Raw genomic sequence first — 24,911 nt, forward strand, 5'->3', positions numbered from 1 at the left:
ACTTCCGTCGCGAGGTCGACTACTGGTCGCTCGAAGACGGCACGCCCGATGACGACGCGCCGATCGCGCCGCCGTCGCATACGAAGCGGGTGATCGCCTGCGTGGGGGTGATCCTGTTCGGCGCGGTCTTCCTCGTCGCCGTGGTGGTCGTCGGCATCCGCGTCGATTGGGTGCTCACCGACACGATCCCCTGGCGCAACACCGAGATCTGGGCCTGGCCGCCGATGGCCTTCTGCGCGATCGTCGGCGTGGCCGTGACGAGCTTCGGCGCGCGTCTGCTGACGCTGGCGATACGCGCACCGCGACGCTGAGAAGAGGGGACAGGCGGCGCGAGTAACGTCGTCTGCATGACCCGCGTGAACGCCTATGCCGCCCCGTCCGAAGCCGCTCCCCTCGAGAAGACCACGATCGAACGCCGTGATCTCGGCCCTCTCGACATCCTCATCGACATCGCCTTCGCGGGCATCTGCCACTCCGACATCCACACGGTGCGCGGCGAATGGGGCCCCCAGCAGTACCCGCTCGCTCCGGGTCACGAGATCACCGGCACCGTCGCCGCGGTGGGTTCCGACGTCACCCAGCACGCGGTCGGCGACCGCGTGGGAGTCGGATGCCTCGTCAACTCGTGCGGTGAGTGCCGCAACTGCCAGCGCGGCGAAGAGCAGTTCTGCTCGCAGGGTGCGATCCTCACCTACGGCAGCACCGATCGCGACGGCACGGTCACCCAGGGCGGGTACTCCGAGCAGGTCGTGGTGACCGAGGCGTTCGTGGTGCGGATTCCGGATGCCCTGGCCCTCGACGTCGCGGCCCCGCTGCTCTGCGCCGGTATCACCACGTACTCGCCCCTGAGCCGCGCGAAGGTCGGGCAGGGCACGCGCGTGGCGGTCGTCGGGCTCGGTGGCCTCGGTCACATGGGCGTGCAGATCGCGCACGCGCTGGGCGCCGAGGTGACCGTGCTGTCGCAGACGCTGAGCAAGAAAGACGACGGGCTGCGTCTCGGCGCCGACCACTACTACGCGACGAGCGACAAGGAGACCTTCCGGCAGCTGCGCGGTTCGTTCGATGTGATCCTCAACACGGTGAGCGCGACGATCGACCTCCGCGCCTACCTCGGCATGCTCGATGTCGGCGGCGCGATGGTCTGCGTCGGTCTCCCGGCCGAGCCGCTCCCCGTGAACGTGGGCTCGCTCATCGGGGGTCGCAAGTCGCTGTCGGGATCGAACATCGGGGGCATCCGCGAGACGCAGGAGATGCTCGATTTCTGCGCCGAGAAGGGCATCGCCGCCGAGATCGAGGTGATCCCGGCATCCGACATCAACGCCGCCTACGAGCGCGTGCTCGCCTCGGATGTGCGCTACCGCTTTGTGATCGACGCGGCGACCTTCGCCGACTGACGCGGCTTCGTGGCGGGCCCTTCGACAGGCTCAGGGACCCAGACGTCCTGAGCCTGTCGAAGCGTCCCGCCGCGGGTGTCGGTGGGCGCCGATAGCCTGACGGCATGAGCTCGCTGATCACCGGTCCTGACGAACGCGCCCGCTGCGGTTGGGTGGGTGACGACGTCGAGTACCGCCGCTACCACGATGAGGAGTGGGGAACGGCGCTGCACGGCGATCGGGCGCTGTTCGAGAAGATGGCGCTCGAAGGTTTCCAGGCCGGACTCTCGTGGATCACGATCCTGCGCAAGCGGCCGCGCTTCCGCGAGGTGTTCGAGGGGTTCGACCCCGAGGTCGTCGCAGAGTTCGGCGACGACGACGTCGAGCGGCTCATGGGCGATGCGGGAATCATCCGCAACCGCGCGAAGATCCTGGCGACCATCGGCAACGCGCAGATCGTGCGCGGCATGGCCGAGGGAGAGCTCGACGAGCTGATGTGGTCGTTCGCGCCCCCGGCATCCGCTTCCCGTCCGGCGTCGTTCGCCGACGTGCCGGCGGTCACGCCCGAGTCGACCGCGATGAGCAAAGAGCTGCGCAAGCGGGGCTTCCGTTTCGTCGGCGCCACCACCATGTACGCCCTCATGCAGTCGGCCGGAATGGTCGACGACCACATCGAAGGATGCTGGCGCGCCTGAGCACCCTCCGAGTCGCGGTTATACTCATGCGCGGGGGAACAGATTGCGTGCGCGATTCGCGGCGCGGTCGACCCGACCCCCTTCGAATCACACCCCGGAGGAGGCCGAGTGGCGAAGCGCATTGCCTCCACGCCTCCCGTGCTCTCCGGCTACAGCTACGTGCGCCCGCTGGGATCCGGCGGATTCGCCGACGTCTTCCTCTACGAGCAGGACATGCCGCGGCGCGTGGCAGCGGTCAAGGTGCTGCTGGCGGATGCCGTGAACTCCGAAGTACTGCGCTCGTTCAACGTCGAGGCCGACATCTCGGCCCGCCTGAGCGCGCACCCGTCGATCGTCACGATCTACCAGGCGTCGATCTCGTCGGATGGCCGTCCGTACTTCGCGATGGAGTACTGCCCCGACACGATGAGCGCGCGCTACAAGAAGGCCCCGCTGCCCTTCGCCGAGGTGCTTGATGTGGGAGTGCGCATCGCCGGCGCCCTCGAGACGGTGCATCGCGCGGGGCTGCTGCACCGCGACATCAAGCCGTCGAACGTGCTCATCAGCTCGTTGGGAACCCCGGTGCTCGCCGACTTCGGAATCGCCGCGGCGGTGCTCGACGAGGGCGACCCCGAGACCATCGCGATGTCGGTGCCGTGGAGCGCGCCGGAGGTGCTGCAGGAACGCGTGTCGGGGTCGATCCCGAGCGAGATCTGGAGCTTCGGTGCGACGCTGTACACCCTGCTCGCCGGCCGCAGCCCGTTCGAGCGCCCCGACCGGGCATCCAACACGCGTGATCAGCTGACGCAGCGCATCGTCAAGGCCAAGTACACCCCGATCGAGGGTGTGCCCCCGGTGATCGACGGCATCCTCGCGACGGCCATGGAGCGCGATCCCGCCCGGCGATTCCCGAGCATGGCCGCGTTCGCCGATCGTCTGCGCCAGGCCCAGTACGAACTCGGCATCGTGCCGACCGCTTTCGAGGCGGCCTCCGCCGAATGGGCGGCTGCCGCCCCGGTGAGCTTCTCGGATGCTGCGCAGCGCGGTCCGGTCGTCACCACGGTCGCCCCTGACTCACGCCGCGCCGTGCGCGCGTCGAAGCAGCACGGTGCCGCGCGCGACCGTGACGATCTACCGACGCCGAGCCGTCGCCCGACCCGTTCGCCGCTCGCCGCCGGGGTGATCGGTGCCGTGATCGGCGCCGTGGTCATCGCGGGCGCGGGCGCCGGCATCCTCTTCCTCACCGGGATCCTCTGATGGCCATCGGCGACCGCGACCGCGCGTATGCGACCCCCCGCCCGCGCGGCCGCATCATCGCCGCCGTATCCGGCTTCGCCGCGCTCGCCGTGGTGGTCACGCTCGCCGTGACGGCACAGGGATACCAGTCGCAGGAGGTCCCGCGCCTCGAATCCGCGGTGTGGGTCATGCGCGACAGCGGTCAGTACGCCCGCGTGAACACCGACCTGGCCGAGATCGACACCGTGCGCAACGTCGACGATCCCGAAGCGGTGTGGCAGAGCGGCTCGTCCGCCGTGCTCTATGCCCAGGGAAACCGGCAGCGCTGGGACCTGAACCCCGCGAGCCCCGCGAATCTGCTCTCCGACTCGTCAGACGAAGGCGTGCCGCTCGCCTCGGAGCCGACGCCCGCGGGCACCCGCGAGATCATCTCGGCCGGCCCGTATGTGGCGTACCGCACCGACACCGGTCAGGTGTCGGTGACGACGCTCGACGCGGGCGCAGGCACGGCTCTCGTCGATCCGTTCGCCGAGGTCGAGGTCGCCGAGGGCGAAGACCCGCCGTCGTACACGGCCGATGCGATCGGGCTCTCGCCCGCCGGCATCCTGGCGCTGTATTCGTCCGAAGAGGGCGCCGTCCGTCGATTCGACATCGACGAGCACCGTTTCCTCGGCGACGGGTCGACCGTCGCCGAGGCGCCCGAGGGCGGGGAAGGCCTTGCGCTGACCGTCGTCGGCGACCGCTGGGCGATGCTGCAGCCGGCATCCGGCGAGCTGTGGGTCTCGGGGCGTGAAGAACCGGTCGAGCTCGATGTGACCGAGACCGCCACGCTGCAGGAGGGCGCAGCCGACGGTGACACCGTCGTCGTGGCGGACTCCGACGGCCTGGTCTCCGTCGCGCTCGCGTCGGGAGAATCCGAGCGGATCGCCGAGGCATCCGGTGTCCCGGCGACGCCGGTCGTCGTCGGCGACGACACGTACGCCGCCTGGCTCGACACCGGTGCGGGAACGCTCTGGGTCGACGGCGAATCGACGCCGCTGCAGGTTCCCGACGAGTCGCTCGACTCGGCGACGATCGAACCCGTCTTCCGCGAGAACGGCGACCGTGCCGTGCTCAGCGAAGTCAGCACGGGTCTGCTGTGGACGGCACCCGACGGTGTGCTCATCCCGCTCGAGCAGTGGGCGATCGAAGACGACACCGAGAAAGAAGAAGGCACGATCATCGTGGAAGACGTGGCGGAGCAGCTGCCGCCCGTCGCCGTCGACGATGCGTTCGGCGTGCGCGCCGGCGAACAGGTGATCCTGCCCGTGCTTCTCAACGACCACGACCCGAACAAGAAGGACGTGCTCACGATCGACGCCGAGTCGGTGTCGTCGGGGCTGGCGGATCCGGCGTTCGGCGAGCTGTCGCTCGTGGCCAACGGGCAATCGCTCGTGGTCGATGTGGCAGCCACCTCGGGCCAGACGAGCTTCACGTACACCGTCAGCGATGGCGCGGCGGTCTCGCCGCCCGCCACGGTCACCCTCACCGTCGTCGACCCGACCGTGAACTCGGCGCCGGTCTGGTGCGGCGTCGACGCGTGCCAGCAGGAATGGCCGACGCCGCAGCTGCTCCCCGGCGGAAGCACGATCGTGCCGGCCCTTTCGGGATGGGTCGACCCCGAGGGCGACCCCTTCGTGCTCGCCGACGCGTACGAGACCGACTCCGGCGCCCCCGTGCTGGTGGTTCCGATGGCCGACGGGCGGGTGGCGATCCGCCACACCGACCCGAACGCGGCGGACGCCATCATCCCCGTGACCGTCGTGGTCGAAGACGTGCATGGCGCGGTGGCCGAGAAGACCCTCGACGTGCAGGTCACCGGCAGCCCGGCGATGCTGGCCTCGCCGGTGGCGTTGACGGCGCGAGTGGGGGAACCCCAGTCGATCCGCATCTCCGATCACCTCTCGGGCGGCTCCGGCTCGTACCGTCTCGTCGATGCCGTGCAGACCGCCGCGACGGCGCAGGGGCTCGAGGTCGCACCGAACCTGGCATCGGGCGAGGTCGAACTGACCGTCGCCGAGCCGGGGCAGTACGTCGTGACCTACACGGCGCAAGACGTCACCACGCAGGCCGAGCAGTCGGCCGTGATCCGCATCACCGCCGTCGACGGATCGTCGGCGCTCACGATGGCACCGCTCACCGCGTTCGTGCGCGAGGGCGAAGACACGACGGTCGACGTGTTGCGCGCTGTGCAGAACACCAGCGGGCGCGTGCTCATGCTGTCGGATGCCGTCAGCTCGACGCCTCAGCTGAGCGTGCGTGCGGTCAACAACGAGAGCATCCGCGTCAACGGCACGACCGAAGACGGCGAGCCGGGCGTGATCGGCAAGGCCACCGTGACCGTGGCCGACGGTTCCGGCGCTGCGGTGAAGGGCACGGTGACCGTGTTCCTCACTCCGCCCTCGACGGTGACGCGTCCGATCGTCTTCGCCGACGCCATCACGGTGCGTGCGGGATCGCTCACGCGCATCAACGTGACCGCGAACGATGTGGCCCCCCGCGGCGAGCCGCTGGTGGTGCTGCCCGAGGTGACGGGCTCGGGTGAAGACGGCGAGCTGGTCTTCGCCGACGGCAACGCGCTGCGCTATCTGGCGCCGAGCACGCCGGGCACCTACCGACTCACCTACTCGGTGTCTCTCGAACGCAACCCCGCGCTGTCCGACGACGGTGCGGTGACGGTGACGGTCGTTCCGCCGGGAACCAACCGCGCCCCGACGCCGACGACGCTCACGGGTCGTGTGCTCAGCGGACAGACCGTCTCGCTCGCTGTGCCCGCGACCGGTATGGACAGCGACGGCGACCGGGTCGTACTGACCGACATCGAGCAGCCGGGCAAGGGCGCGGGCACGGCGACCGTCTCTGCGCGCGGCGACGCGATCGTCTACCGTGCCCCCGCCGGCGGGGTCGACGGCGGGCAGGCGAGCTTCCGCTACACGGTGAGGGACCCGCAGGGTGAAGAGGGCACCGGTCTCGTGCGCATCGGCGTGCTCGACGCAGATCTCGACGACGCCGCACCCGTCACCTTCAGCGACTACGTGCGGGTGGAGGCGGGGTCGTCGACACCGGTGGTGCTCGATCCGCGCGCGAACGATCTCGATCCGGCCCAGGGCGATCTCGAGATCACCGAGCTCGTGCCCAATGCCCCTCCGGTGCCGGGCAACCCGCTCTACGAGCGCCTGAAGGCGCTCATCGACACCGACACCTCGCTCGCCGACGGCCGCGTGGTGCTGCGTGCGGGCGACGTCGCCGGCACGAACTCCTACTTCTACACGGTCACGTCGAGCCGTACGGCGAGCACCGCCCAGGGTCTCATCGTCGTCTCGGTGACCGATGGCGCCGTCACCGATCAGCCGACCGTCGCCGACACCGTGCTGACGGCCCGCGACCGTGACGACCTCGCCGACCGCGGCATCGATGTGGTCACCGACCGCGTGAGCTGGCCGTCGGGCGACGCGAGCTCGCTGAAGCTCAGCCTCTGGGGCGATCAGCCGGGCTACTCGGTGCAGGGCAACCGCATCATCGGGCAAGCGCCCGAAGAAGGCGCCCTCGTCCCGTTCCAGCTCACCGGTTCTGCCTCGGGTGGTCGTGACGTCGTCGCCTACGGCTTCCTGCACATCCCCGCGTTCGACGACATGCAGGTGCAGATCAAGTCGGGTGCGAAGCCCGTCGTCGTCGATGAGGATGCTTCGGCCACCTTCGACGTGGGCGACTACGTCGATCTGCCCGCCTCCGACACGGTCGAGGTCGGTTCGGGTGACTTCACGGCGCAGCGCGCCGCAGCCACCTGCGTGGCCGAAGGCTCGTCCCGCGCGACTTACAGTGCTGGGCGCGAATCGCCGTGGTCCGACACCTGCCTCGTGCCGGTGCGGCTGCAGGGGCAGGAGCGGTGGTCGTACATCGACGTGCCCATCAGCATCCGCCCCGCCGAGCCGCAGCTGCTGCTCTCGTCGATCGCCCACACGATCGCACCCGGCGGGTCGACCGAGTTCGATCTGTACGCGAACATGGCGAGCTGGGAGGGCGGACGCGAGGGCGACGCCCGTTCGCTCGAATTCAGCACCGAGTATTCGGGATCGGCGTTCGTCGTGACCCAGACCGGCTCGAAGCTCCTGGTCGAGGCGCGTGCCGACGCGCGCGCCGGCACGGCCGAGACGGTCAGCGTGACGGCCGCGCAGTACGGGCAGCCGTCGGCGACCGTTCGTCTCGTCGTCGGTGCCGCGCCGCCGGATGCTCCGCGCGGCGCCACCTTCACGAAGCAGTGCACCGTCACCACGGCGAGCTGCACGATCGATGTCATCGACGTCGCCGGCGAGTACGACCCGTTCGCGGGCAAGCCCGGGTCGGGCCTGCGTCTGGTGTCGCTGGGAACCGGTGCGCGGTGCGACGTCGCGTCGGTCACGGTGTCCGGCGACAAGGCCCTCACGGCGACGTGGCCCGCTGGCGGGCAGGCGCCGGGCGGTCAGTGCGTGATCCCCTACGTCGTCTCCGACGCGCAGGACCGCACCGGAACGGGCACGCTCACGCTCGACCTGCAGGGCTTCCCGCAGGCTCCCGCGAGCGTCACGACCGTGGGCTACACGCAGACGAGCGTCGTGCTCGAAGTGCCGCTCGGTGAGGCCGGCCGCGCCCACCCCGCCGTGAGCAGCGTCACGATCATGCAAGACGGCGCACCGGCGAACGCCACGTGCGTTCCGACCGGAGCCAGTGTCTACCAGTGCACGGTGAACGACCTCGTCAACGGCGAGCCGCACGTCTTCACCGCGTCCGCTGTCAACGCCGTCGGTGCGTCGGTGGCGACATCGCCGCACACCAGCTGGGCCTATGCGGCACCGGTGGTGTCGAACGCCTCGGCGACGCCGATCTACCGTGCGGGCGTCACTGAACGCGGCCGCGGCGTCGTCACGTTGGCGATCAACGCCCCGGCCGACGCGCGGTCGTTCCGCGTGCAGGAGACCGGTGCCGTGATCAACCGCACGGGCGACACGACCTCCACCGAGCTCACCCTCACCCCCGGTGCCCAGACCCTGACGATCGTGCCGATCAGCCAGTTCCAGCCGCCCACGGGCAACACGGGCAATGAGGGCGGTGCGTTCCCGGTCTCGGTGACCGCCGCCGGCACGGTGTACTTCGACCCGGCCGGCACCGACGCGGGCGCTTCCTCCAATACCTCGATCAGTGTGACGTCTCCGGGTGCCGGCGCCGCTCAGGCCAACGGCAGCGCCCTGGGCGTGAACGTCGTCTACGTCGCCTGGCGGTCGGGCACGGCATCGTGCTCCGCCGACGGCAACGGCGGGCTGATCGTGTCGGGCGCCGAGGCGCAGTCGGCGTCACCGTCGCTCACCGGCCTCGTCGAGTATCAGATGTACAACGTCAAGGCGTGCGCCTCGAACGGCTACGGCGTGTCCGAGACATCGCCGAAACAGGTGTTCACCTTCACCTCGGTCGACGCTCCCGCCGGCAACGCCAGCTACCGGGTGAAGAAGGCGCCGGACAACAACGGCGCGCGCTACTCCTACCCGCTCGAGTCGGGTCCGTCGATCACGGTCAAGGACGGATTCTCTCCGCAGTACGAGATGTACGGCGGGTGGAAGCAGAGCTTCTCGTTGGATGAGAACGCGTCGCCGGGCCAGGTGAACGCCAGGGCGTGCCACTCGACGGTGACCGTCTACTGCTCGGCGGCGGTACCGGTCTCGGCCGAGACGGCCCCCACGATCGTCAACGTCGAGTTCCGTGCGTGCCTGCCGGCGAACCCTGCCGACGTCGTGACCGTCTCGAACGCGGCTCGCGGCTCGTACGACCCGCTCACCGTCACCCCCGCCCCCGTTGCAGAGGCCCCCGGCGCGTTCGACGTCACCCTCAAGTGGAACGGCGCCTACTCCCAGCTCAACCCGATCACGCACCGCGTGGCATCTGTCTGTCCCTGATCCCTCGACGAATACGGTTGCCCTATGCCCGCTACCTCAGCACCCCTGACCATCGCTCCCGAACAGGCATCCTGGTTCGCCGAGACGTTCTCGATCCTCACCGGCAACGTCGAACAGGTCGTGCTCGGCAAGCGCCACGTCGTCGACCTCGTGCTCGCGGCGGCGATCAGCGGAGGGCACGTCCTTCTCGAAGACTTCCCGGGCACCGGCAAGACGGCGCTCGCGCGCGCCATCGGCCAGACGATCTCCGGCAAGAGCACGCGCATCCAGTTCACCCCCGATCTGCTTCCGGGTGACGTGACGGGCATCACCGTCTACGACCAGAAGGAAGGCGTCTTCGAGTTCCACGCGGGCCCGGTGTTCGCGAACGTGGTGCTCGCCGACGAGATCAACCGTGCGAGCCCGAAGACGCAGTCCGCACTGCTCGAGGTGATGGAAGAGGGCACCGTCACGGTTGACGGCGTCACCCGCCCGGTCGGCTCGCCGTTCCTCGTGATGGCCACGCAGAACCCGATCGAGCAGGGCGGCACCTACCGCCTGCCCGAAGCGCAGCTCGACCGCTTCATGATCAAGACGTCGATCGGCTACCCCGATGACGCGGCGACCATGCGCATCCTGCAGGGCGCCGCGCAGCCGACGCGGGTGCTCAACGGCATCGTCAGCACCGACACCATCCTCACGATGACCGAGATGGCGCGCGGCGTGTACGTGAACCCGCTCGTCTCCGACTACATCATGCGCATCGTCGACGCCACCCGCCGAGCATCCGAAGTGCGCCTCGGCGCCAGCGTGCGCGGGGCCATCGCCCTGTCGCGACTGGTGATGACCTGGGCCGCGAAGAACGGTCGCACCTTCGCCACCCCCGACGACGTGCGCGAGCTCGCCGTCGTGGCGCTGGCGCACCGGCTCGTGCTGGAACCCGAGGCCGAGTTCGACGGAGTCACCGCCGTCGCCGTCGTGGGGCAGATCCTGCTCGACGTCGAGCCTCCGCGCGAGAACGGCACTGCGTGAGCTTCAGCACCGAATCCCGTCTGACGCGCACCTCGGCGAGCACTTCCACGTCGACCCGCACGTCGACGGTGACGCGTTACTCGACCACGCGCCGCGGTCCCGTCCGCGGAGCGGTGTTCGGCATGCGCCGAGCCGCGCGCATCGCGCGTCGCGCGACGCGTCGCACGGTCGCGTGGCTGCGCGAGACGGTGACGGCGGCGGGGATGCTGGTGGCTGCGGCGCTCGTGCTCGGCGTCGTCGCCGGGCTGATGTTCGGCTGGATCGAGGCGTGGGCGGTCGCCGCGATCGCCCTGGTGCTGCTGATCGTCTGCGTGCCGTTCATCCTCGGTGCGCATGACTACGCGATCCAGCTCACCCTCGATCGCGACCGCGTCGTCGCGGGTGCCGAGATCGGCGCCACGCTCGACGTGCGCAACAACGGCACCCGGCTTTCGCTGCCCGGTGTCGTCGACGTACCGGTCGGGGAGGGGCTCGTCGAAGCGCACGTTCCTCTGCTGCGTCCGGCCGCCCACCACCGCGAGCAGCTCACGATCGCCGCGCACAAGCGCGGTGTGATCGACGTGGGACCGATGACCATCACGCGCGGCGATCCGATCGGCATCCTGCGTCGCGAACTGCGCTGGCCCGAGGTGCAGCGCATCCACGTGCACCCGGTGACCGTGCGGATCCCCAGTACGAGCGCCGGTCTGATCCGCGATCTCGACGGCACGCCGAGCACGACGCTCGTCGATGCCGACCTCTCGTTCCACGCCGTGCGCGAGTACGTGGTGGGCGATTCTCAGCGTCACGTGCACTGGAAGTCGACGGCCAAGACCGGCAAGCTCATGGTGCGCCAGTACGAGGAGTCCCGGCACGCGCGCATCGCGATCATCCTCGACCTCGATGCGGAGTCGTACGAGACCGACGACGAGTTCGAGAACACCGTGAGCGCGGCCGCGTCGCTCGCCGTGCAGGGAGTGCGCGACGGGCGCGACGTGCTCTTCGTGGTGAGCAACGAGATCCCCGAGCACAGCCGCACCGAGGTGCTGTCGATCCGCACCCTGCCGACGGTCACCCCAAAGGCCCTCCTCGACGCGATCTCGACGATCGACGCGGCGGATCGGGTGATGCGCCTCGAGGCGGTCACGACCCTCACCGCCCAGTCGTACCCCGACCTGTCGATCGGATTCCTGCTCACCGGTTCGCGGATGCCGCTCGAGCGTCTCCGGCACGCGGCCGTGAAGCTGCCCGCCGCGGTCGAAGCCGTGGCGGTGCGCAGCGAACTCGGCGAGCAGCCCACGATGCGTTCGGCACGGGAGATCTCGGTGATGACGCTCGGTGCTCTCGGCGATCTGCCGCAGATGCTGGCGCGAGGGGCACTGCGATGAGCGCCCCCGGGCAGGCGAAGCGGTCGGCGATCGGCCGCTCCTCGTTCACGATCTCCGCCCTCACCCTCTGGGCGTTGGGCTACGTCGTCGTCGGCATCGCCCTCGCGACAGCGGCGGCGTGGCCGGTGTACGAGAGCCCCCGAGCGCTCGTGGTCGGCCTCGTGGGCGGGCTGCTCGGGATGGCCGTCGCGGTGCTCGCGCGCGTGCTGCGATGGGGGATGCTCCTGGCTGCCCTCGTGGCAGCGGGCACGTATCTCGTCGTCGCGGTGCCCCTGGCGATCCCGTCGGCGCTCTCCTCGGTGCCGGCGTTCCTCGGCGGTCTGCGTGACGCCGTGCTGGGCGTCGCGCTGGGGTGGAAGCAGATGCTGACGCTCAACCCGCCGTTGGGGGAGTACCAGGCGGTGCTCATCCCGTTCCTCGTGGTGATGCTGTTCGGCGCGTTCGCCGCGACCTCGTTCGCCCTCCACCCGGGTCGTCGTTCCGTCGCCGCGGTGCCCGTCGTCGTGGCGATGAGCGTCTTCGGGATCGCGTTCGGTCTGAGCGGTACGAGTTCGGCGGTCGTCGTGTTCGGAGTCGCACTGCCGGCTCCGCGCGAGTGGCTGATCGGCGTCGGCGTGTTCGCCGCCGGTCTGGTCTGGCTGGTCGGCCGTGCCCGTATCCAGCGCGCGCAGGCGTTGCGCATCGTCGCCGCCGCGAACATCTCCCGCCGTGCGACTCCGGTGTGGCTGGCCGTGCGGCGCCACCTGCTCGCGGCCGCGCTCGTCGTGGTGGCTCTGGTCGCCGGGTTCGCCGCCGCTCCCGTGGCTGCGGGCTGGACCGACCGGTCGGTGCTGCGCGACGAGATCGAGCCGATGGTCGTGGTGCAGCAGCAGACGAGTCCGCTCGGCGCCTACCGTGCCTGGTTCGCCGGCGATCGCCTCGACGAGACCGTGATCCGCGTGCAGGGCGATGCCGGGTCCGTTGACCGCATCCGTCTCGTGACGCTCGACGCGTACGACGGCGACGACTTTCACATCTCCGAAGACGACCGCTTCAGCAGGCTTCCCCGCACGGCGCTGCCCGCGGGCGGTCGCGTCACGCTCGACATCACCGTCGGCGACGCGTACCGCGGCATCTGGGTGCCGGCGCCGGCGGGCCTTGCCGAGGCTCCGGACTTCGCGGGCTCGCGAGCGGATGCTCTCGCCGACGGGTTCCACGTCGATGCCGACGGCGACACGGCGATCACGGTGGCCGAGGCCCCGGGCGGCGGCAACGGGCTGGTTCCCGGCGACCGCTACTCGGTGCTCGTCGATGCCCCCGCGAAGAGCGACGGGATCACGTCGCTGCAGGGCGGCGACTCGACGCTCGACACCGATGACTACCCGATGCTGGTCGAGTGGGCCGAGATGCAGGAGCAGCCGCGCACGGGCGCGGGCTTCGTCGAGCTGATCGATCGGCTGCGAGCGCGCGGCTACCTGAGCCACGCGCTGCTCGATGACACCGCCGCGGCGGGCTGGGTCGCGGCGCTGCAGGAGTCCGAGGGATACAGCTTCGCGCCGAGCTACGCGGGGCATTCGGCGGCCCGCATCGAAGAGGTCTTCACGGCCATGGTCGAGCAGGAGCGGCGTGCCGGATCCGACGCCGCGCCCGAGCTGCTCGTCTCGGCGGTCGGCGACGACGAACAGTTCGCCACTGCGACGGCGCTGCTCGCGCGGCACTGGGGTCTGGAATCGCGTGTGGTCATCGGCGCCCGTCTGGGCGGCGCCGAAGAGGTGCCTGGCATCCCCGCCTGCGCCGAGAGCTGCACCGGAGAGAACATGGGTGCGTGGGTCGAGGTGCGCTCCCCGGGCGGGGAATGGATGCCGATCGACGTGACGCCGCAGTTCGCGATGCTGCCGAGCGCGATCACCGAGGGCGAGCAATTGCCCGAGCATCCGACCGTCCCGGAACAGCCGCGCTCGGAAGCGCTCGACCCGCCGCAGGCGCAGAGCGACTCGAACAACGACGCCCCTCCTCTCGAGGCCGCGCAGTCGGAGTTCTTCGCCGTGCTGCTGCCGATCCTGCGGGGTGTGGGGCTGAGCCTGCTCACCCTCGTGCTTCTGGCGCTGCCGTTCCTGGTGCTGTTGTTCGCCAAGCGTCGTCGGATGCGCACGCGTCGGGCTGCCGAAGATCCCGAGGTTCGCCTCGCGGGGGCCTGGGAAGAGCTCGTCGACCTGTACGCCGACCATGACGTGACGATGGCCGCGCAGGGCACGCGCGTGCAGCGCGCGCAGTCCGCCGATCGTGCGGCCGCCGTGCGGCTGGCGGTGCTGGTCGATCGCGGCGTCTTCGCCGAGCATCCGCCGTCGGATGCGGATGCCGTCGCCGCCTGGGCGCTCGTCGACTCCGAGCGTCAGGCGCTCACCGCAGCCGAGAAGCGTTGGCGGCGGATGCTCGTGCGCGTGCGCCCGGCATCGCTCGTGCACCGCGCGACCCCGACGGGCGGGCTGCCGTTCCTCGGGCGGAGGCTCGCAATCGGTACGCTCGCAGTAGCCGGTTCGCCACGCGACCGGGAGAAGGGGAACTCATGACACCGTCGGCCGAAGCCGGTCTGTTCGCGTCGGTCCTGATCACCGTCGGCATCACCCTCGTCATCGCCATCGGGATCTACGTCTGGTACGCGGTGGCACTGTCGAAACTGTTCCCGCGCATCGGTGGCGAGGCCTGGAAGGGCTGGGTGCCCGTTCTCAACGAGGCCGAGATCCTGGCGCGCGGCGGAGTGCCGGCCTGGTCGGTCGTCTACTACTTCATCCCGCTCGTGAACATCTACGGGGTGTACCTCAAGGTCATCGCGACGAATCGCATCAACCAGCAGTTCGGTCGTGGCGCGGGGATGACGGTGCTCGCGATCCTGCTGCCGCCGCTGTGGGCCACGATCCTCGCCGGTGGTGCCCCGCCGTATCCCGAGGGCGATCGTCTCGCCGCGCTGCAGCCGGGCCCGCGCCGCACCCCGCAGCCCGCGTTCGGCCCCGAGGGCGACGCTGCGGAGTACCCCCTTCCTTCGTTCGCACCGCAGAAGCCGGCATCGGCGCACGCGAACGCGGCACCGACCGGCGGGTTCGTGCCGCCTGCGCGCCCCTCGACCCCGGGCGCGCCCGAGACCCTGGCGCCTCTTGCGACGCCGCAGTCCACTCCCCAGTCCAGTCCGCAGTCCACGATGCCTCCCGAGTGGGCCGCGTTCGCTCCAGCACCCTCGGCCCCGGCGGCCGCACCGCCCGCTCCGGCAGCGGCGCCTCAGCCTTTCGTGCCCGCCCCGCCGTCTCCCGCCGCTCCGACCCAGCCGCCCGCTCCGGCCCCTGCTGCGGCCCAGCCTTCCGCTCCGTCGCCGGCCCCTGCTGCGGCCCAGCCTCCCGCTGCGGCCCTGCCCCCGGCGTTCGCGCCGCTGCCGCCCGCGTTCGCTCCGACGCCGTCGGCCTCGCCGGCCCCCGCGCCGGCGAGCGAGAACGTGCCCTTCGATGCGGTCGAGAACATGGACACGGTGCGTGCGGTGCCGCCGACCTTCCGCCAGCCCGCCCCTCCCGCAGCCGAGCCGGCTGCCGCGCCGGCGCCGCAGATGCCTCTCACGGAGCCGGTCGCGACGCCTCCGGCACCGGCAGCGGCACAGGCTCCGGCCGCGGCTCCCGCTCCTTTCGTGCCCACGCCGGCATCGCCGCTCGGCGGTCTGCCCGACGAAGTCGCCGAGACCGTCATCTCACCGCGACGCGTCGTCATCGAAGACGACCTCGAAGAGACGGTGATCGTCGCACGCAAGCGCGGCATCCGCCGTTCGCTCGTGCTCGACGACGGGCGCACGTTCGCCCTCTCGGGGGCCAGCGTCGTGATCGGCCGCAACCCCACGGGTGAGGCGGGCGAGCAGCGGCTCGCGATCTCCGACGGCACGCGCACCCTGTCGAAGACGCACGCCCGACTCGTCGTGACCGACGACGAATGGCGCCTGACCGATCTGCACGCGACGAACGGTGTCGTCGTGGTCGCCGACGACGGCGCCGAGGTGCTGCTCGATCCGGGCGAGAGCGTGATCGGAACAGGCCGCTTCATCCTGGGCGAGGTCGGCATGCACGTGATCGCGGAGCGCGATTCGTGAGCGCATCGTCGGTCGTCCTCAACGTCGCCTCGCTGACCGACACCGGGCTCAAGCGTGCCGCGAACGAGGACTCGATCCTCGCGGCGTCGCCCGTGTTCCTCGTCGCCGACGGCATGGGCGGTCACGAGGCGGGTGACCGCGCGAGCGCTGCGGTGGTCGCCGCCTTCGAGCCGCTGGGCGGCACCGAGGTCGCCGTCGACGACGTGCGCCGGGCGCTGACCCGTGCGGCCGCCGTGGTCGAAGACATCGCCGCCGCGCACAAGCAGGGCGCGGGCAGCACGGTCTCGGGCGTCGCGCTCGTCGAGCACGAGGGCGTCGCGCACTGGCTCGTCTTCAACGTCGGAGACTCGCGCGTGTACCGGCACCACGGCAACGAGCTCGTGCAGCTCACGATCGACCACTCGCTCGGGCAGGAGCTCGTCGACGCCGGTGAACTCCGTGCCGAAGACCTGCCCACGTTCGCGCAGCGCAACATCATCACGCGGGCCATCGGCGCCGCCGACAGCGCGGCCGACAGCTGGTTGCTCCCGGTGATCGACGGCGAGCGGCTGCTGCTGTGCTCCGACGGTCTCAGCGGAGAGGTGAGCGACGAGGCGATCCGCGCCACGCTGACGATGTGCGGCCGCCCGGAGACCGCGGCATCCGCCCTGGTGCGTCGGGCGTTGCAGGCCGGTGGCCGCGACAACGTCTCGGTCGTCGTGATCGACGTCGTCTCGGGCGGCGTGCGGGCCGGCAGAGAAGACGACACGGCCGGCCGCATGGCGGTGTCGGTCGGCACCGATTCGATGCTCGAGGGCACGACGATCCCGGTGCGGGCCAGATGACCCTCCCCGAGAACGGCGGCCAGGGCGACCTCGACGACGACGTCGACGAGACCGTCATCCTGACGCGTCGCGATCGGCGCCGGGCGGGGGAGCAGGATGCCGCGGCAACGGCGTCTGCCGAGGCATCCGACGAGGTCGATGAGGCGACCGTCGTCGTCGACCGGAGTGCTCGCAGCACCGATGACGACGTCGATGAGGCGACCGTCGTCGTGAATCGGGCAGGCCGCGTTGCGGATGACGCGGTCGACGAATCGACCGTGGTCGTGGATCGTTCCCGTCGTGCGGCACAGGAGCCGGCCGACGAGACCGTCGACGAGTCGACGGTCATGATCGACCGATCCGGTTCTGCAGTGCACGAGCAGGTCGATGAGTCGACCGTCGTCATCGATCGATCCCGCAGTGCCGAGACGCCCGAGGAGAAGACGGTCGTCGTCGCGCGTGCCGGGCGCGGGCTGCTGCGGCGTCGGCTCTCGGAGTCCGATCCGATCGACGACTCCGTGCAGGAAGATACGGTTCCTCGGGGGTCCGTCTCGTTCGAGCGGCCGGCCGTCGCGGCTCCGTCGATCTACAAGCCGCGCCCCGCACCGCTCTCTCCGTCGGCCCCGCCGGTCGTGCACGGTTCCGCGGCGCCCACGCGCGTGGAGAACCCCGATCTGCTGTCGGTGGCGAAGCAGGGTGCTCGCTGGAGCCGGTACACGCTGCTCGCCTTCGGCGGCGCGTGCGTCGTCTCGCTCGTCGGCCTGGTGTCGCTGGGCTTCCTCGTCTTCGGCTGAGCGCGGTTGTCGGTTCCGCGCGGCGCGCCTGGTTGTCACGAATCACCCGTGCGAGAGTCTCTTCAGAGCGCCGGTACATCGACGTGAGTGGCTGTCGACTCGGCTCAGGATCATCTATCGTCGATCCGGAAACATGTTCGGGGGCGTTTCGTTGTCGTGCTCATCCTGGGCGATCTGCCCGGAAGTATGTCCTGACGGACCGGAGGGAGTGCGCGATGCCTGATGTCATCTCGGCTGGTGGGGCGCTGCGTCGCGGAGTCCACGCGGTGCCGGCTGGTGCGATCGTGCGGCGGGCAGGCGCGATTCTGGCGATGGTCGGCGCGCTGGGACTCACCGGATGCGTCTCCTCGAGCCCGGAGGGTGACTCCGAACAACGGCAGGTCGCTGAAGAGTTCTTCGATCTGTTGGCGGAAGGAGACGCCGAAGGCGCGGGCGAGCTCATGCTCGATCCGACTTTCGTCACTCCCGGCGGACTCGACAACGAGTTCTACTCCGAGGCCATACGTCCGGAGAACCCTCGCGTCGTCAGCGTCGGCGGATTCGTCGGGGACTCCGTCGTGACGGTCGAGTACACGGTGCGAGGGCAGGATGTCCCACGGCGGGTGGACCTCGAAGTGTCTTCCGGAGACGAGCCGAAGATCGTTGCCTGGGCCGGCTCACGCGTGAGGGTCGTTGATCCGTCGTCGACGATCCGCATCAATGACGCGCGCGGCATGGAGCCGGGCGAGGACGACGATCTTGTCCTGCTCCCCGGAATCTACGAGTTCGAGTACGACGACGAGCTGGGCATCACGGCGCTCGGCTCGGTCGCGGGAGAGTTCGACACTGCACCGTTCCCCTTCGAGTTCCCCGTGACAGCGAATGAGACCGACGCCGACTTGGCCGATGGCGTCCGGTACGACGGGAGTTCGATCTCTTTCGAGATTCGGATCCGCGAGGGGGTCACCGAGTCGGTCGAGGCCGCCATGGCGCCCGGGCTTCAGCAGCTCCTCGAATCCTGTACGGCCGAACGGCTCGTCGGTCCGTCCTGCCCTGCCGATCTCGTCGAGGCGGTCGAGCAGGGTGCCTCCGACGGTGAGCTCGACACCGCATCGATCTCGTGGACCAATCTGATCGTGTCCCTGACTCAGCTCGATGGAGCATGGGTGGCGGTCCAGCAATCCGCGGTCGAGTTCGAGCGCGACGGGGTGAAGCAGAGATATCCCGTGGATGTCATCGGAACGGTCAGCAAGGACGCGTCCGGACAGTTCGTCGTCACCATCGATCCGACGCTCGACATCAGCGAAGGGTGAGCGCAGCGTTCAGCGCTCTTCTCGACGACCTCAACCCAGCAAGACGCCCTCCCCGCGCGTCGTATGGGTATCTCTCCCCATACGGTGGTATTCCACCGCGCGGTTAGGATGAGGGGGTGCGCCGTACGGCCTGAGGCCGCGCGGCACCCTGTCGAGCACGGACCTGTGGGGGGATCACGGTATGAAGGCGCTGTCCTGGATGCGATCGCGACCGAAGACGCTGGCGTCCGCCGCCGGCGTCACGGTCGGTGTGATCGCCATCACCACGATGGCCTTCACCTACGAAGGCTTTCCCACCACCAAGGTCGACCTGAACGACGGCGGCGTCTGGATCACGAAGACGTCGGGCCTGCTCGTCGGGCACTTCAACCACGAATCGACGGTTCTCGACGGCGGGCTCCGCACGACGGGTGAGAACTACGACATCCTGCAGGATGCCGCGAACATCCTCGTCGTCGACGAGAACGCCTCCACGCTGACGGCCATCGATCCCGCGCGCGTCTCGCTCGGCGACTCGGCCGCCATCCCCACGGCGTCGAAGGTCGCGCTCGGCAACCGCACGACGGCGATCCTCGACAAGAAGACCGGCGAGCTGTGGGTCGTTCCCGTGCAGGGAGTGCCCTCGTTCGAGCCCGAGGGCGAAGATCCGGTCGCCGAGCTCGGCGCTGGCGCCGACGTCGCGGTCGGTACCGACGGCACCGTGTTCGGTCTCTCGTCCGAGCGCGGCGAGGTCGTCACCGTCCCCGTCGACAATGAGGGAGAGCCGCTCGATCCCACGACGGCTTCCGTCGGCGAGCTCGATTCCTCGGGCACGTCGACGATCACGGCCGTCGGTCGCACCCCGGTGGTGCTCGACCCCGTGGCAGGCGTCGTCACGACCCCCGGCGGCTTCCGCACTGAGGTCGCCGATTCGAGCAAGGCGGTGCTGCAGCAGGCATCCGCCGAGACCGATGCCGTGGCGGTCGCCACCCCCGGTGCCCTCGTGTCCGTGCCGCTCGACGGTGGCGAGTCCAGCCAGGTCGATGCCGGCGGCAACGGCTCACCGACCGCCCCGGTCTGGTTGCGCGGCTGCACGTACGGTGCGTGGGCCGGCACGGCGACGTTCATTCGCGAGTGCCCCGGTTCGACGAACGACGTCAACGCCCAGGTCGAGGGCGCCGCGGACTCGAAGGCGCTCGTCTTCCGCGTGAACCGCGACGTCATCATCCTCAACGACGCCGTCGGCGGAGCCGCGTGGCTGGCCGACGAGAGCCTGCAGCAGGTCGACAACTGGAACGACCTCACGCCGCCCGAGGGCGAGACCGAGAACGAAGACGACTCCACCGAGGAGACGGTCGAGACGACGCTCCCCGAGCGTAAAGAGGAGAACACCCCTCCGATCGCCGAAGACGACACGTTCGGCGTGCGCCCGGGCGTCACGACGATGCTGCCCGTGCTCGACAACGACAACGACCCCGACGGCGACGTGCTGGTGGCGACGCTCGCCGAGTCCCAGCCCGCGATCGGCGACATCCAGCAGGTGCAGAACGGCGGATCGTTGCAGATCGCGGTCGCGAAGGATGCCTCGGGCTCGACGAGCTTCACCTATGAGGCCGACGACGGCCGCACGGGTAAAGACACCGCGACGGTCACCCTGACCGTGTACGACGAGAGCATCAACACCGCCCCGGTGCCCAAGCGCAAGACGAGTCTCACGGTCGAGACCGGTGGCACGATCTCGTACAACATCCTTCCCGACTGGATCGACCCCGAGGGCGACGACGTCTACCTGAAAGAGGTCGTGCCCGCGCCGGGCGACGAGGTCGACTTCAGCACCGACGGTCAGATCACCTACAAGGCGACGGCAAGCCTGCAGGGTCGCAAGGAGATCCAGGTGTCGGTCGCCGACGGCTACGGAGAGACGGCCACCGCCACGGTGTCGCTCGACGTGCGTCCTGAGGGCTCGACCCAGCCGAAGACCAACGCCGACCACGTCGTGACGCGGGTCGGCGAGCAGGTGACGGTCGCGCCGCTCACCAACGACACGAGTTCGGGCCGCGAACCGCTGCGACTCGGCCGCGTCAACGAGGTCTCCGGCGCGACGGTGCTCCCGGACTTCCCGAACAAGACCTTCAGCTTCACCGCCGATGCCCCCGGCACCTACTACGTGCTGTATCTCGCGACCGCCGGGCCCGAGAACGGCGAAGGCATCGTGCGCGTCGACGTGCTCGAGGCGACCGAGACCGACCTCCCGCCGGTGGCGGTGCGCGACGTCGCGCTGCTGCCCACGGGCGGCGACGTGCTCATCGGCGTGCTCGCGAACGACGTCGACCCCGCGGGCGGCATCCTCGTCGTGCAGTCGGTGTCGATCGAAGACAACTCGGGCATCTCGGTGTCGGTCATCAACCACGAGACGCTCCGCATCACCGACCAGGGCGCGCTCACCGACCAGGCGCGCATCAAGTACCGCATCTCGAACGGCTCGAAGTCTGCCGAGGGCGAGGTCGTGGTCATCCCGATCCCCGCACCCGACGAGCTGCTCCAGCCCGTCGTGAACGATGACACGGCGATCGTCCGCGCGGGCGACGTCGTCACCATCCCGGTGCTCGACAACGACACGCATCCGAACGACGACGTGCTGCACCTCATGCCCGAACTGGTCGAGCCCCTGGTCGAGCCCGAAGACGGCGAGGCCTTCGTCTCGCAGGACACGATCCGCTTCAAGGCCGGCCCCGAGGCCAAGACGGTCTACCTCACGTACGAGGCCGTCGATTCGCGCCAGCAGAAGGATGCCGGATACGTCACGATCCAGATCCTGCCCGTCGACGTCGACACCAACGCCGCTCCCCGTCCGCAGGACATCGTCTCGCGCGTGCTGGCCGGGTCGACCGCGAACATCGCCGTTCCCCTCGACGGCATCGATGCCGATGGTGACTCCGTCGAGCTGATCGACATCGCGTCCAGCCCCACCAAGGGCCGCATCACCGAGACCGCGCAGAACTACTTCACCTACGAGGCATTCGACGACTCGACGGGTGTCGACGTCTTCAAGTACCGCGTGCGCGACCGTCTCGGCAAGGAGGGCATCGCCACGATCCGCGTCGGCATCGCCCCCAGCGAGAAGACCAACCAGAAGCCGTACGCGGTGAAGGATGCCGTCGTCGTGCGCCCCGGTCGAGAGATCGCGGTGCCGGTGATGGAGAACGACTCCGATCCCGAGGGCGACAAGATCAGCCTCGTCAAGGACGGCCTCGAGGTGCCGACCGAGACGGGTATCACCGCCCGCGTCTCGGGTGATCGCGTGCTGGTGCAGGCGCCGGATCGCGCGCTCGAGACCTCGTTGCAGTACACGATCCGTGATGCGCGGGGCGCTACGGCGACCGCGGCGCTGCAGATCACCGTCGACGAGAACGTGCCGCTGCTGGCTCCGATCGCCCGCGACGACCGCGTGCGTCCGACCGACCTCACCGACGGCACCATGAACGCCGACATCGAGATCCTCAAGAACGACGAAGACCCCGACGGCACGACCGATCGCCTCACGGTGACGCTCGGCGAGGGTGCGACTCAGCTCGAGAACGGCAAGGTGCGGGTCGCGGTCACCGAGGAGCTGCAGCTCATCCGCTACACGCTCACCGATCAGGACGACCTCGAAGCATCCGCCTTCATCTTCGTCCCCGCCGAATCCGACCTGCGTCCGATCCTCGATTCGACCAAGCCGATCGAGGTCATGAGCGGCGAGACGAAGGAGATCCCGCTCTCGAAGTACGTCACCGTCGCCGGCGGCGGGACCGCACGCATCACCGAGCACGCCAAGGTGAACGCGGTGCACGCCAACGGCGACGATCTCGTGCAAGACGAGACGACGCTGGTCTACACCTCTGCCGACGGCTACTTCGGGCAGGATGCGATCACGTTCGAGGTCACCGACGGCACCGGCCCCGACGACCCCGAGGGGCGCAAGGCGACGCTCAGCATTCCGATCAACGTGCTGCCGCCCGAGAACCAGCAGCCCGAGTTCATCGGCACCGAGGTCATCGTGGCGCCGGGCGAAGAGGCGTCGCGCGTCGATCTGGCGGCGCTGACGACCGACCCCGACCCCGAAGACGAGGGCAAGCACGAATACAAGTACGTCAGCGGAGCGGGCAAGGGCATCACCGCCAAGGTCGAGGGCACCGAACTGCTCGTCGAGGCATCGTCCGACGTCGAGAAGGGCACCGTCGCATCGCTCAAGCTCGAGGTCACCGACGGCACGACCAAGCCCGTCGAGGGCACCGTCACCGTGCGCGTGGGCGCGTCGACGCGACCTCTGCCGGTCGCCAACACCGACACCGTCGCCGAGGCGGACCAGGGCAAGAGCGTCACCGTGCCCGTGCTGGCGAACGACGTCAACCCGTTCCCCGACAAGCCGCTCAAGCTGATGAACGCCGCGACCGAGTCGGGCTCCGGCGGTGCGGCCGTCAAGGGCGACGAGGTCGTGGTCACCCCCGCCGCGGACTTCGTCGGAACGATGGTCGTGCGCTACCGCATCCAGGATGCGACGAAGGATCCCGAGCGCGAGGCGAACGGGCAGATCGTCGTCACCGTGCAGGGCATTCCGGATGCTCCCGGCGCCCCGGTGGTGTCGAGCGTGCAGGACCGCACCGTCGTCGTCTCGTACAGCGCGCCCTCGAACAACGGCGCCGAGATCACGAAGTACACGGTCAGGTCGGTCGGCGGCAACCCGTACTCGAAGGAGTGCAGCTCGACGACGTGCACGCTCGACGGTCTCACCAACAACGTCGAGTACACCTTCCAGGTGACCGCGACGAACCGGGTCGGAGAGTCGAAGCCCTCGGGCACGTCGGCCGTCGCGCGACCGGATGCTCGTCCCGACACCCCGAACCCTCCGACCCTCGCCTTCGGTGACAAGTCGCTGAAGGTCGCGTGGGTCACCCCGACCACGCCCGGTTCCCCGGTCGAGAGCTACACGCTCGAGATCTCGCCGGCCCCGCCGTCGGGCATCACGCAGAAGCAGGTGACCGGCAACTCGATGACCTGGGAGGGTCTGGAGAACGGCGGCAACTACCAGGTGCGCGTGCAGGCCCACAACCGTGCACCCGAGCCGTCGAGCTGGAGCAACTGGTCGGCATCCGAAGTGCCCGCAGGACCGCCCATGCCCGCGGCGGCGCCGACGGTGACGCAGCTGCAGGGCGTCGGCAACCAGGCGCAGATGCAGGTGAACTGGGTGCCGGGCAATCCCAACGGCGATGCGATCGACTCGTTCCAGCTCGAGGTCTGGGAAGGCAACACGCTGCGCAACACGATCACGCCCGGGGCATCCGCCAAGTCGCAGGCTGTCACGGTCGCGACGTCGGAGACGCCGTACACCTACCGCATCCGCGCGACCAACAAGGCGGGCTGGGGCGAGTGGAGCCCGATGTCGGCACCGCGCCGCGGTGTGAACAAGCCGGGCACTCCGACGCTCTCGGCGGTCACGCCGGGCGACCGCTCGCTCACGCTCGGCTGGACCGCCGGCGCGAAGAACGGCGCCAAGGACTCTGAGATCCAGTACCAGTACTCCGTCAACGGTGGCGGCAGCTGGGCCGCGATGCCCGGCAACAGCGTCGTCACCGGCCTCGCGAACGGCACGAACTACCAGGTGCGCGTGCGGGCTGTCGCGACGGTCGACGGGTCGACCTATGCGAGCGACGCGTCGAACCAGGTCGTCGGCAATCCGTACGGTCCGCTGAAGCAACCCACGGTCAACGCCTCGCAGAACGCGCGGAGCGTGACGGTCTCGTGGGATGCGAGGCCCGCGGCGAACGGCCGTGACATCTCGAGCGTGCGCATCCGCATCGACGGCGGAGGCTGGGAGAACGTCGGCGTGAGCGGTAACCGCACGGTGGGCGACGGCTACAGCCAGCGCCACACGATCGAGGTGCAGGTGACCGACCAGGCCGGGCAGCAGATCAGTCGCTCGGCGGAGGCGAACTCCGGACCCAAGCCCGATCCCCGGGCGTGGGTGACGTCGACGGGCAACGCGAACGGGCAGGACAACTGCAACGACGGCACCTGCGCGTACTTCTACGTCACCGGGCGCGACTTCCCGGCGAACACGAGCATGTACCTGCAGTGCGCCAGCAACGCGCCCGCCCCCTATGGCGGCACGTTCGGCGGGCGCACCGTGACCACCGACGGCAACGGCAACCTCGACCAGCAGCTGGGGTGCTACCTCGGCATGCGCCGCGGCACGATCGAGGCCTGGGTGGTGCTCGACGGCAAGGCGTACGAGCACCGCACCTGGCAGTAGAGCACTTTCTGTATTCCGCACCACG

At 69.6% G+C, this 24,911-nt stretch carries 13 protein-coding genes; all 13 read left to right on the forward strand.

Annotation, left to right across the window (positions count from 1 at the left end; translation table 11 throughout):
- The first annotated feature begins 89 nt into the window (after window positions 1-89).
- The 13 genes from ACIOSY_RS17600 to ACIOSY_RS17660 all read left to right on the forward strand — a co-directional run bounded on the left by ACIOSY_RS17600 (window position 90) and on the right by ACIOSY_RS17660 (window position 24,886).
- Window positions 90-311 (forward strand): hypothetical protein, encoded by a 222-nt coding sequence (locus ACIOSY_RS17600; protein WP_400855490.1) that lies wholly within the window; start codon window positions 90-92, stop codon window positions 309-311.
- Between the two features lie 36 nt (window positions 312-347).
- Window positions 348-1,394, forward strand: coding sequence for an NAD(P)-dependent alcohol dehydrogenase (locus ACIOSY_RS17605; RefSeq protein ID WP_400855492.1), 1,047 nt, complete (start codon window positions 348-350; stop codon window positions 1,392-1,394).
- A gap of 104 nt (window positions 1,395-1,498) precedes the next feature.
- Window positions 1,499-2,068: a DNA-3-methyladenine glycosylase I gene (locus tag ACIOSY_RS17610; RefSeq protein ID WP_400855494.1), complete on the forward strand. Its 570-nt coding sequence runs from the start codon at window positions 1,499-1,501 to the stop codon at window positions 2,066-2,068.
- A gap of 108 nt (window positions 2,069-2,176) precedes the next feature.
- Entirely contained in the window at window positions 2,177-3,304 is a 1,128-nt protein-coding gene (locus tag ACIOSY_RS17615) for a serine/threonine-protein kinase (protein WP_400855495.1), read from the forward strand.
- On the forward strand, window positions 3,304-9,246 hold the full coding sequence (locus ACIOSY_RS17620; RefSeq protein ID WP_400855496.1) for an Ig-like domain-containing protein: 5,943 nt from the start codon (window positions 3,304-3,306) through the stop codon (window positions 9,244-9,246). The genes ACIOSY_RS17615 and ACIOSY_RS17620 overlap by 1 nt, the downstream gene beginning before the upstream one ends.
- 24 nt (window positions 9,247-9,270) lie before the next feature.
- The gene (locus ACIOSY_RS17625) at window positions 9,271-10,257 is read left to right on the forward strand and encodes an AAA family ATPase (protein ID WP_400855497.1); all 987 of its coding nucleotides are present in this window, start codon (window positions 9,271-9,273) and stop codon (window positions 10,255-10,257) included.
- Window positions 10,254-11,624, forward strand: coding sequence for a DUF58 domain-containing protein (locus ACIOSY_RS17630; RefSeq protein WP_400855499.1), 1,371 nt, complete (start codon window positions 10,254-10,256; stop codon window positions 11,622-11,624). Before ACIOSY_RS17625 ends, ACIOSY_RS17630 begins: the two co-directional genes overlap by 4 nt.
- A complete protein-coding gene (locus tag ACIOSY_RS17635) occupies window positions 11,621-14,173 on the forward strand; it encodes a transglutaminase-like domain-containing protein (RefSeq protein ID WP_400855501.1) in 2,553 nt (850 codons plus the stop codon). The genes ACIOSY_RS17630 and ACIOSY_RS17635 overlap by 4 nt, the downstream gene beginning before the upstream one ends.
- Window positions 14,170-15,726 carry a DUF5684 domain-containing protein gene (locus ACIOSY_RS17640; RefSeq protein WP_400855502.1) on the forward strand — a complete coding sequence of 519 codons (1,557 nt, stop codon included), beginning with the start codon at window positions 14,170-14,172 and terminating at the stop codon, window positions 15,724-15,726. The genes ACIOSY_RS17635 and ACIOSY_RS17640 overlap by 4 nt, the downstream gene beginning before the upstream one ends.
- Window positions 15,723-16,550: a PP2C family protein-serine/threonine phosphatase gene (locus ACIOSY_RS17645; RefSeq protein WP_400855503.1), complete on the forward strand. Its 828-nt coding sequence runs from the start codon at window positions 15,723-15,725 to the stop codon at window positions 16,548-16,550. Before ACIOSY_RS17640 ends, ACIOSY_RS17645 begins: the two co-directional genes overlap by 4 nt.
- Window positions 16,547-17,323 carry a hypothetical protein gene (locus ACIOSY_RS17650; RefSeq protein ID WP_400855504.1) on the forward strand — a complete coding sequence of 259 codons (777 nt, stop codon included), beginning with the start codon at window positions 16,547-16,549 and terminating at the stop codon, window positions 17,321-17,323. Before ACIOSY_RS17645 ends, ACIOSY_RS17650 begins: the two co-directional genes overlap by 4 nt.
- 32 nt (window positions 17,324-17,355) lie before the next feature.
- Window positions 17,356-18,615 (forward strand): hypothetical protein, encoded by a 1,260-nt coding sequence (locus tag ACIOSY_RS17655; protein ID WP_400855505.1) that lies wholly within the window; start codon window positions 17,356-17,358, stop codon window positions 18,613-18,615.
- A 181-nt stretch (window positions 18,616-18,796) separates the two neighbouring features.
- Window positions 18,797-24,886, forward strand: coding sequence for an Ig-like domain-containing protein (locus tag ACIOSY_RS17660; RefSeq protein ID WP_400855507.1), 6,090 nt, complete (start codon window positions 18,797-18,799; stop codon window positions 24,884-24,886).
- Window positions 24,887-24,911: the final 25 nt, after the last annotated feature.

This window comes from Microbacterium sp. NPDC087665 (assembly GCF_044743285.1).
Taxonomy (GTDB): Bacteria; Actinomycetota; Actinomycetes; order Actinomycetales; family Microbacteriaceae; genus Microbacterium.

Bases quoted from the DNA above. Each gene is read 5' to 3' on its own strand.
- ACIOSY_RS17605 (WP_400855492.1), top strand. From the start codon at position 348: ATGACCCGCGTGAACGCCTATGCCGCCCCGTCCGAAGCCGCTCCCCTC.
- ACIOSY_RS17610 (WP_400855494.1), top strand. From the start codon at position 1,499: ATGAGCTCGCTGATCACCGGTCCTGACGAACGCGCCCGCTGCGGTTGG.
- ACIOSY_RS17620 (WP_400855496.1), top strand. From the start codon at position 3,304: ATGGCCATCGGCGACCGCGACCGCGCGTATGCGACCCCCCGCCCGCGC.
- ACIOSY_RS17625 (WP_400855497.1), top strand. From the start codon at position 9,271: ATGCCCGCTACCTCAGCACCCCTGACCATCGCTCCCGAACAGGCATCC.
- ACIOSY_RS17635 (WP_400855501.1), top strand. From the start codon at position 11,621: ATGAGCGCCCCCGGGCAGGCGAAGCGGTCGGCGATCGGCCGCTCCTCG.
- ACIOSY_RS17640 (WP_400855502.1), top strand. From the start codon at position 14,170: ATGACACCGTCGGCCGAAGCCGGTCTGTTCGCGTCGGTCCTGATCACC.
- ACIOSY_RS17650 (WP_400855504.1), top strand. From the start codon at position 16,547: ATGACCCTCCCCGAGAACGGCGGCCAGGGCGACCTCGACGACGACGTC.
- ACIOSY_RS17660 (WP_400855507.1), top strand. From the start codon at position 18,797: ATGAAGGCGCTGTCCTGGATGCGATCGCGACCGAAGACGCTGGCGTCC.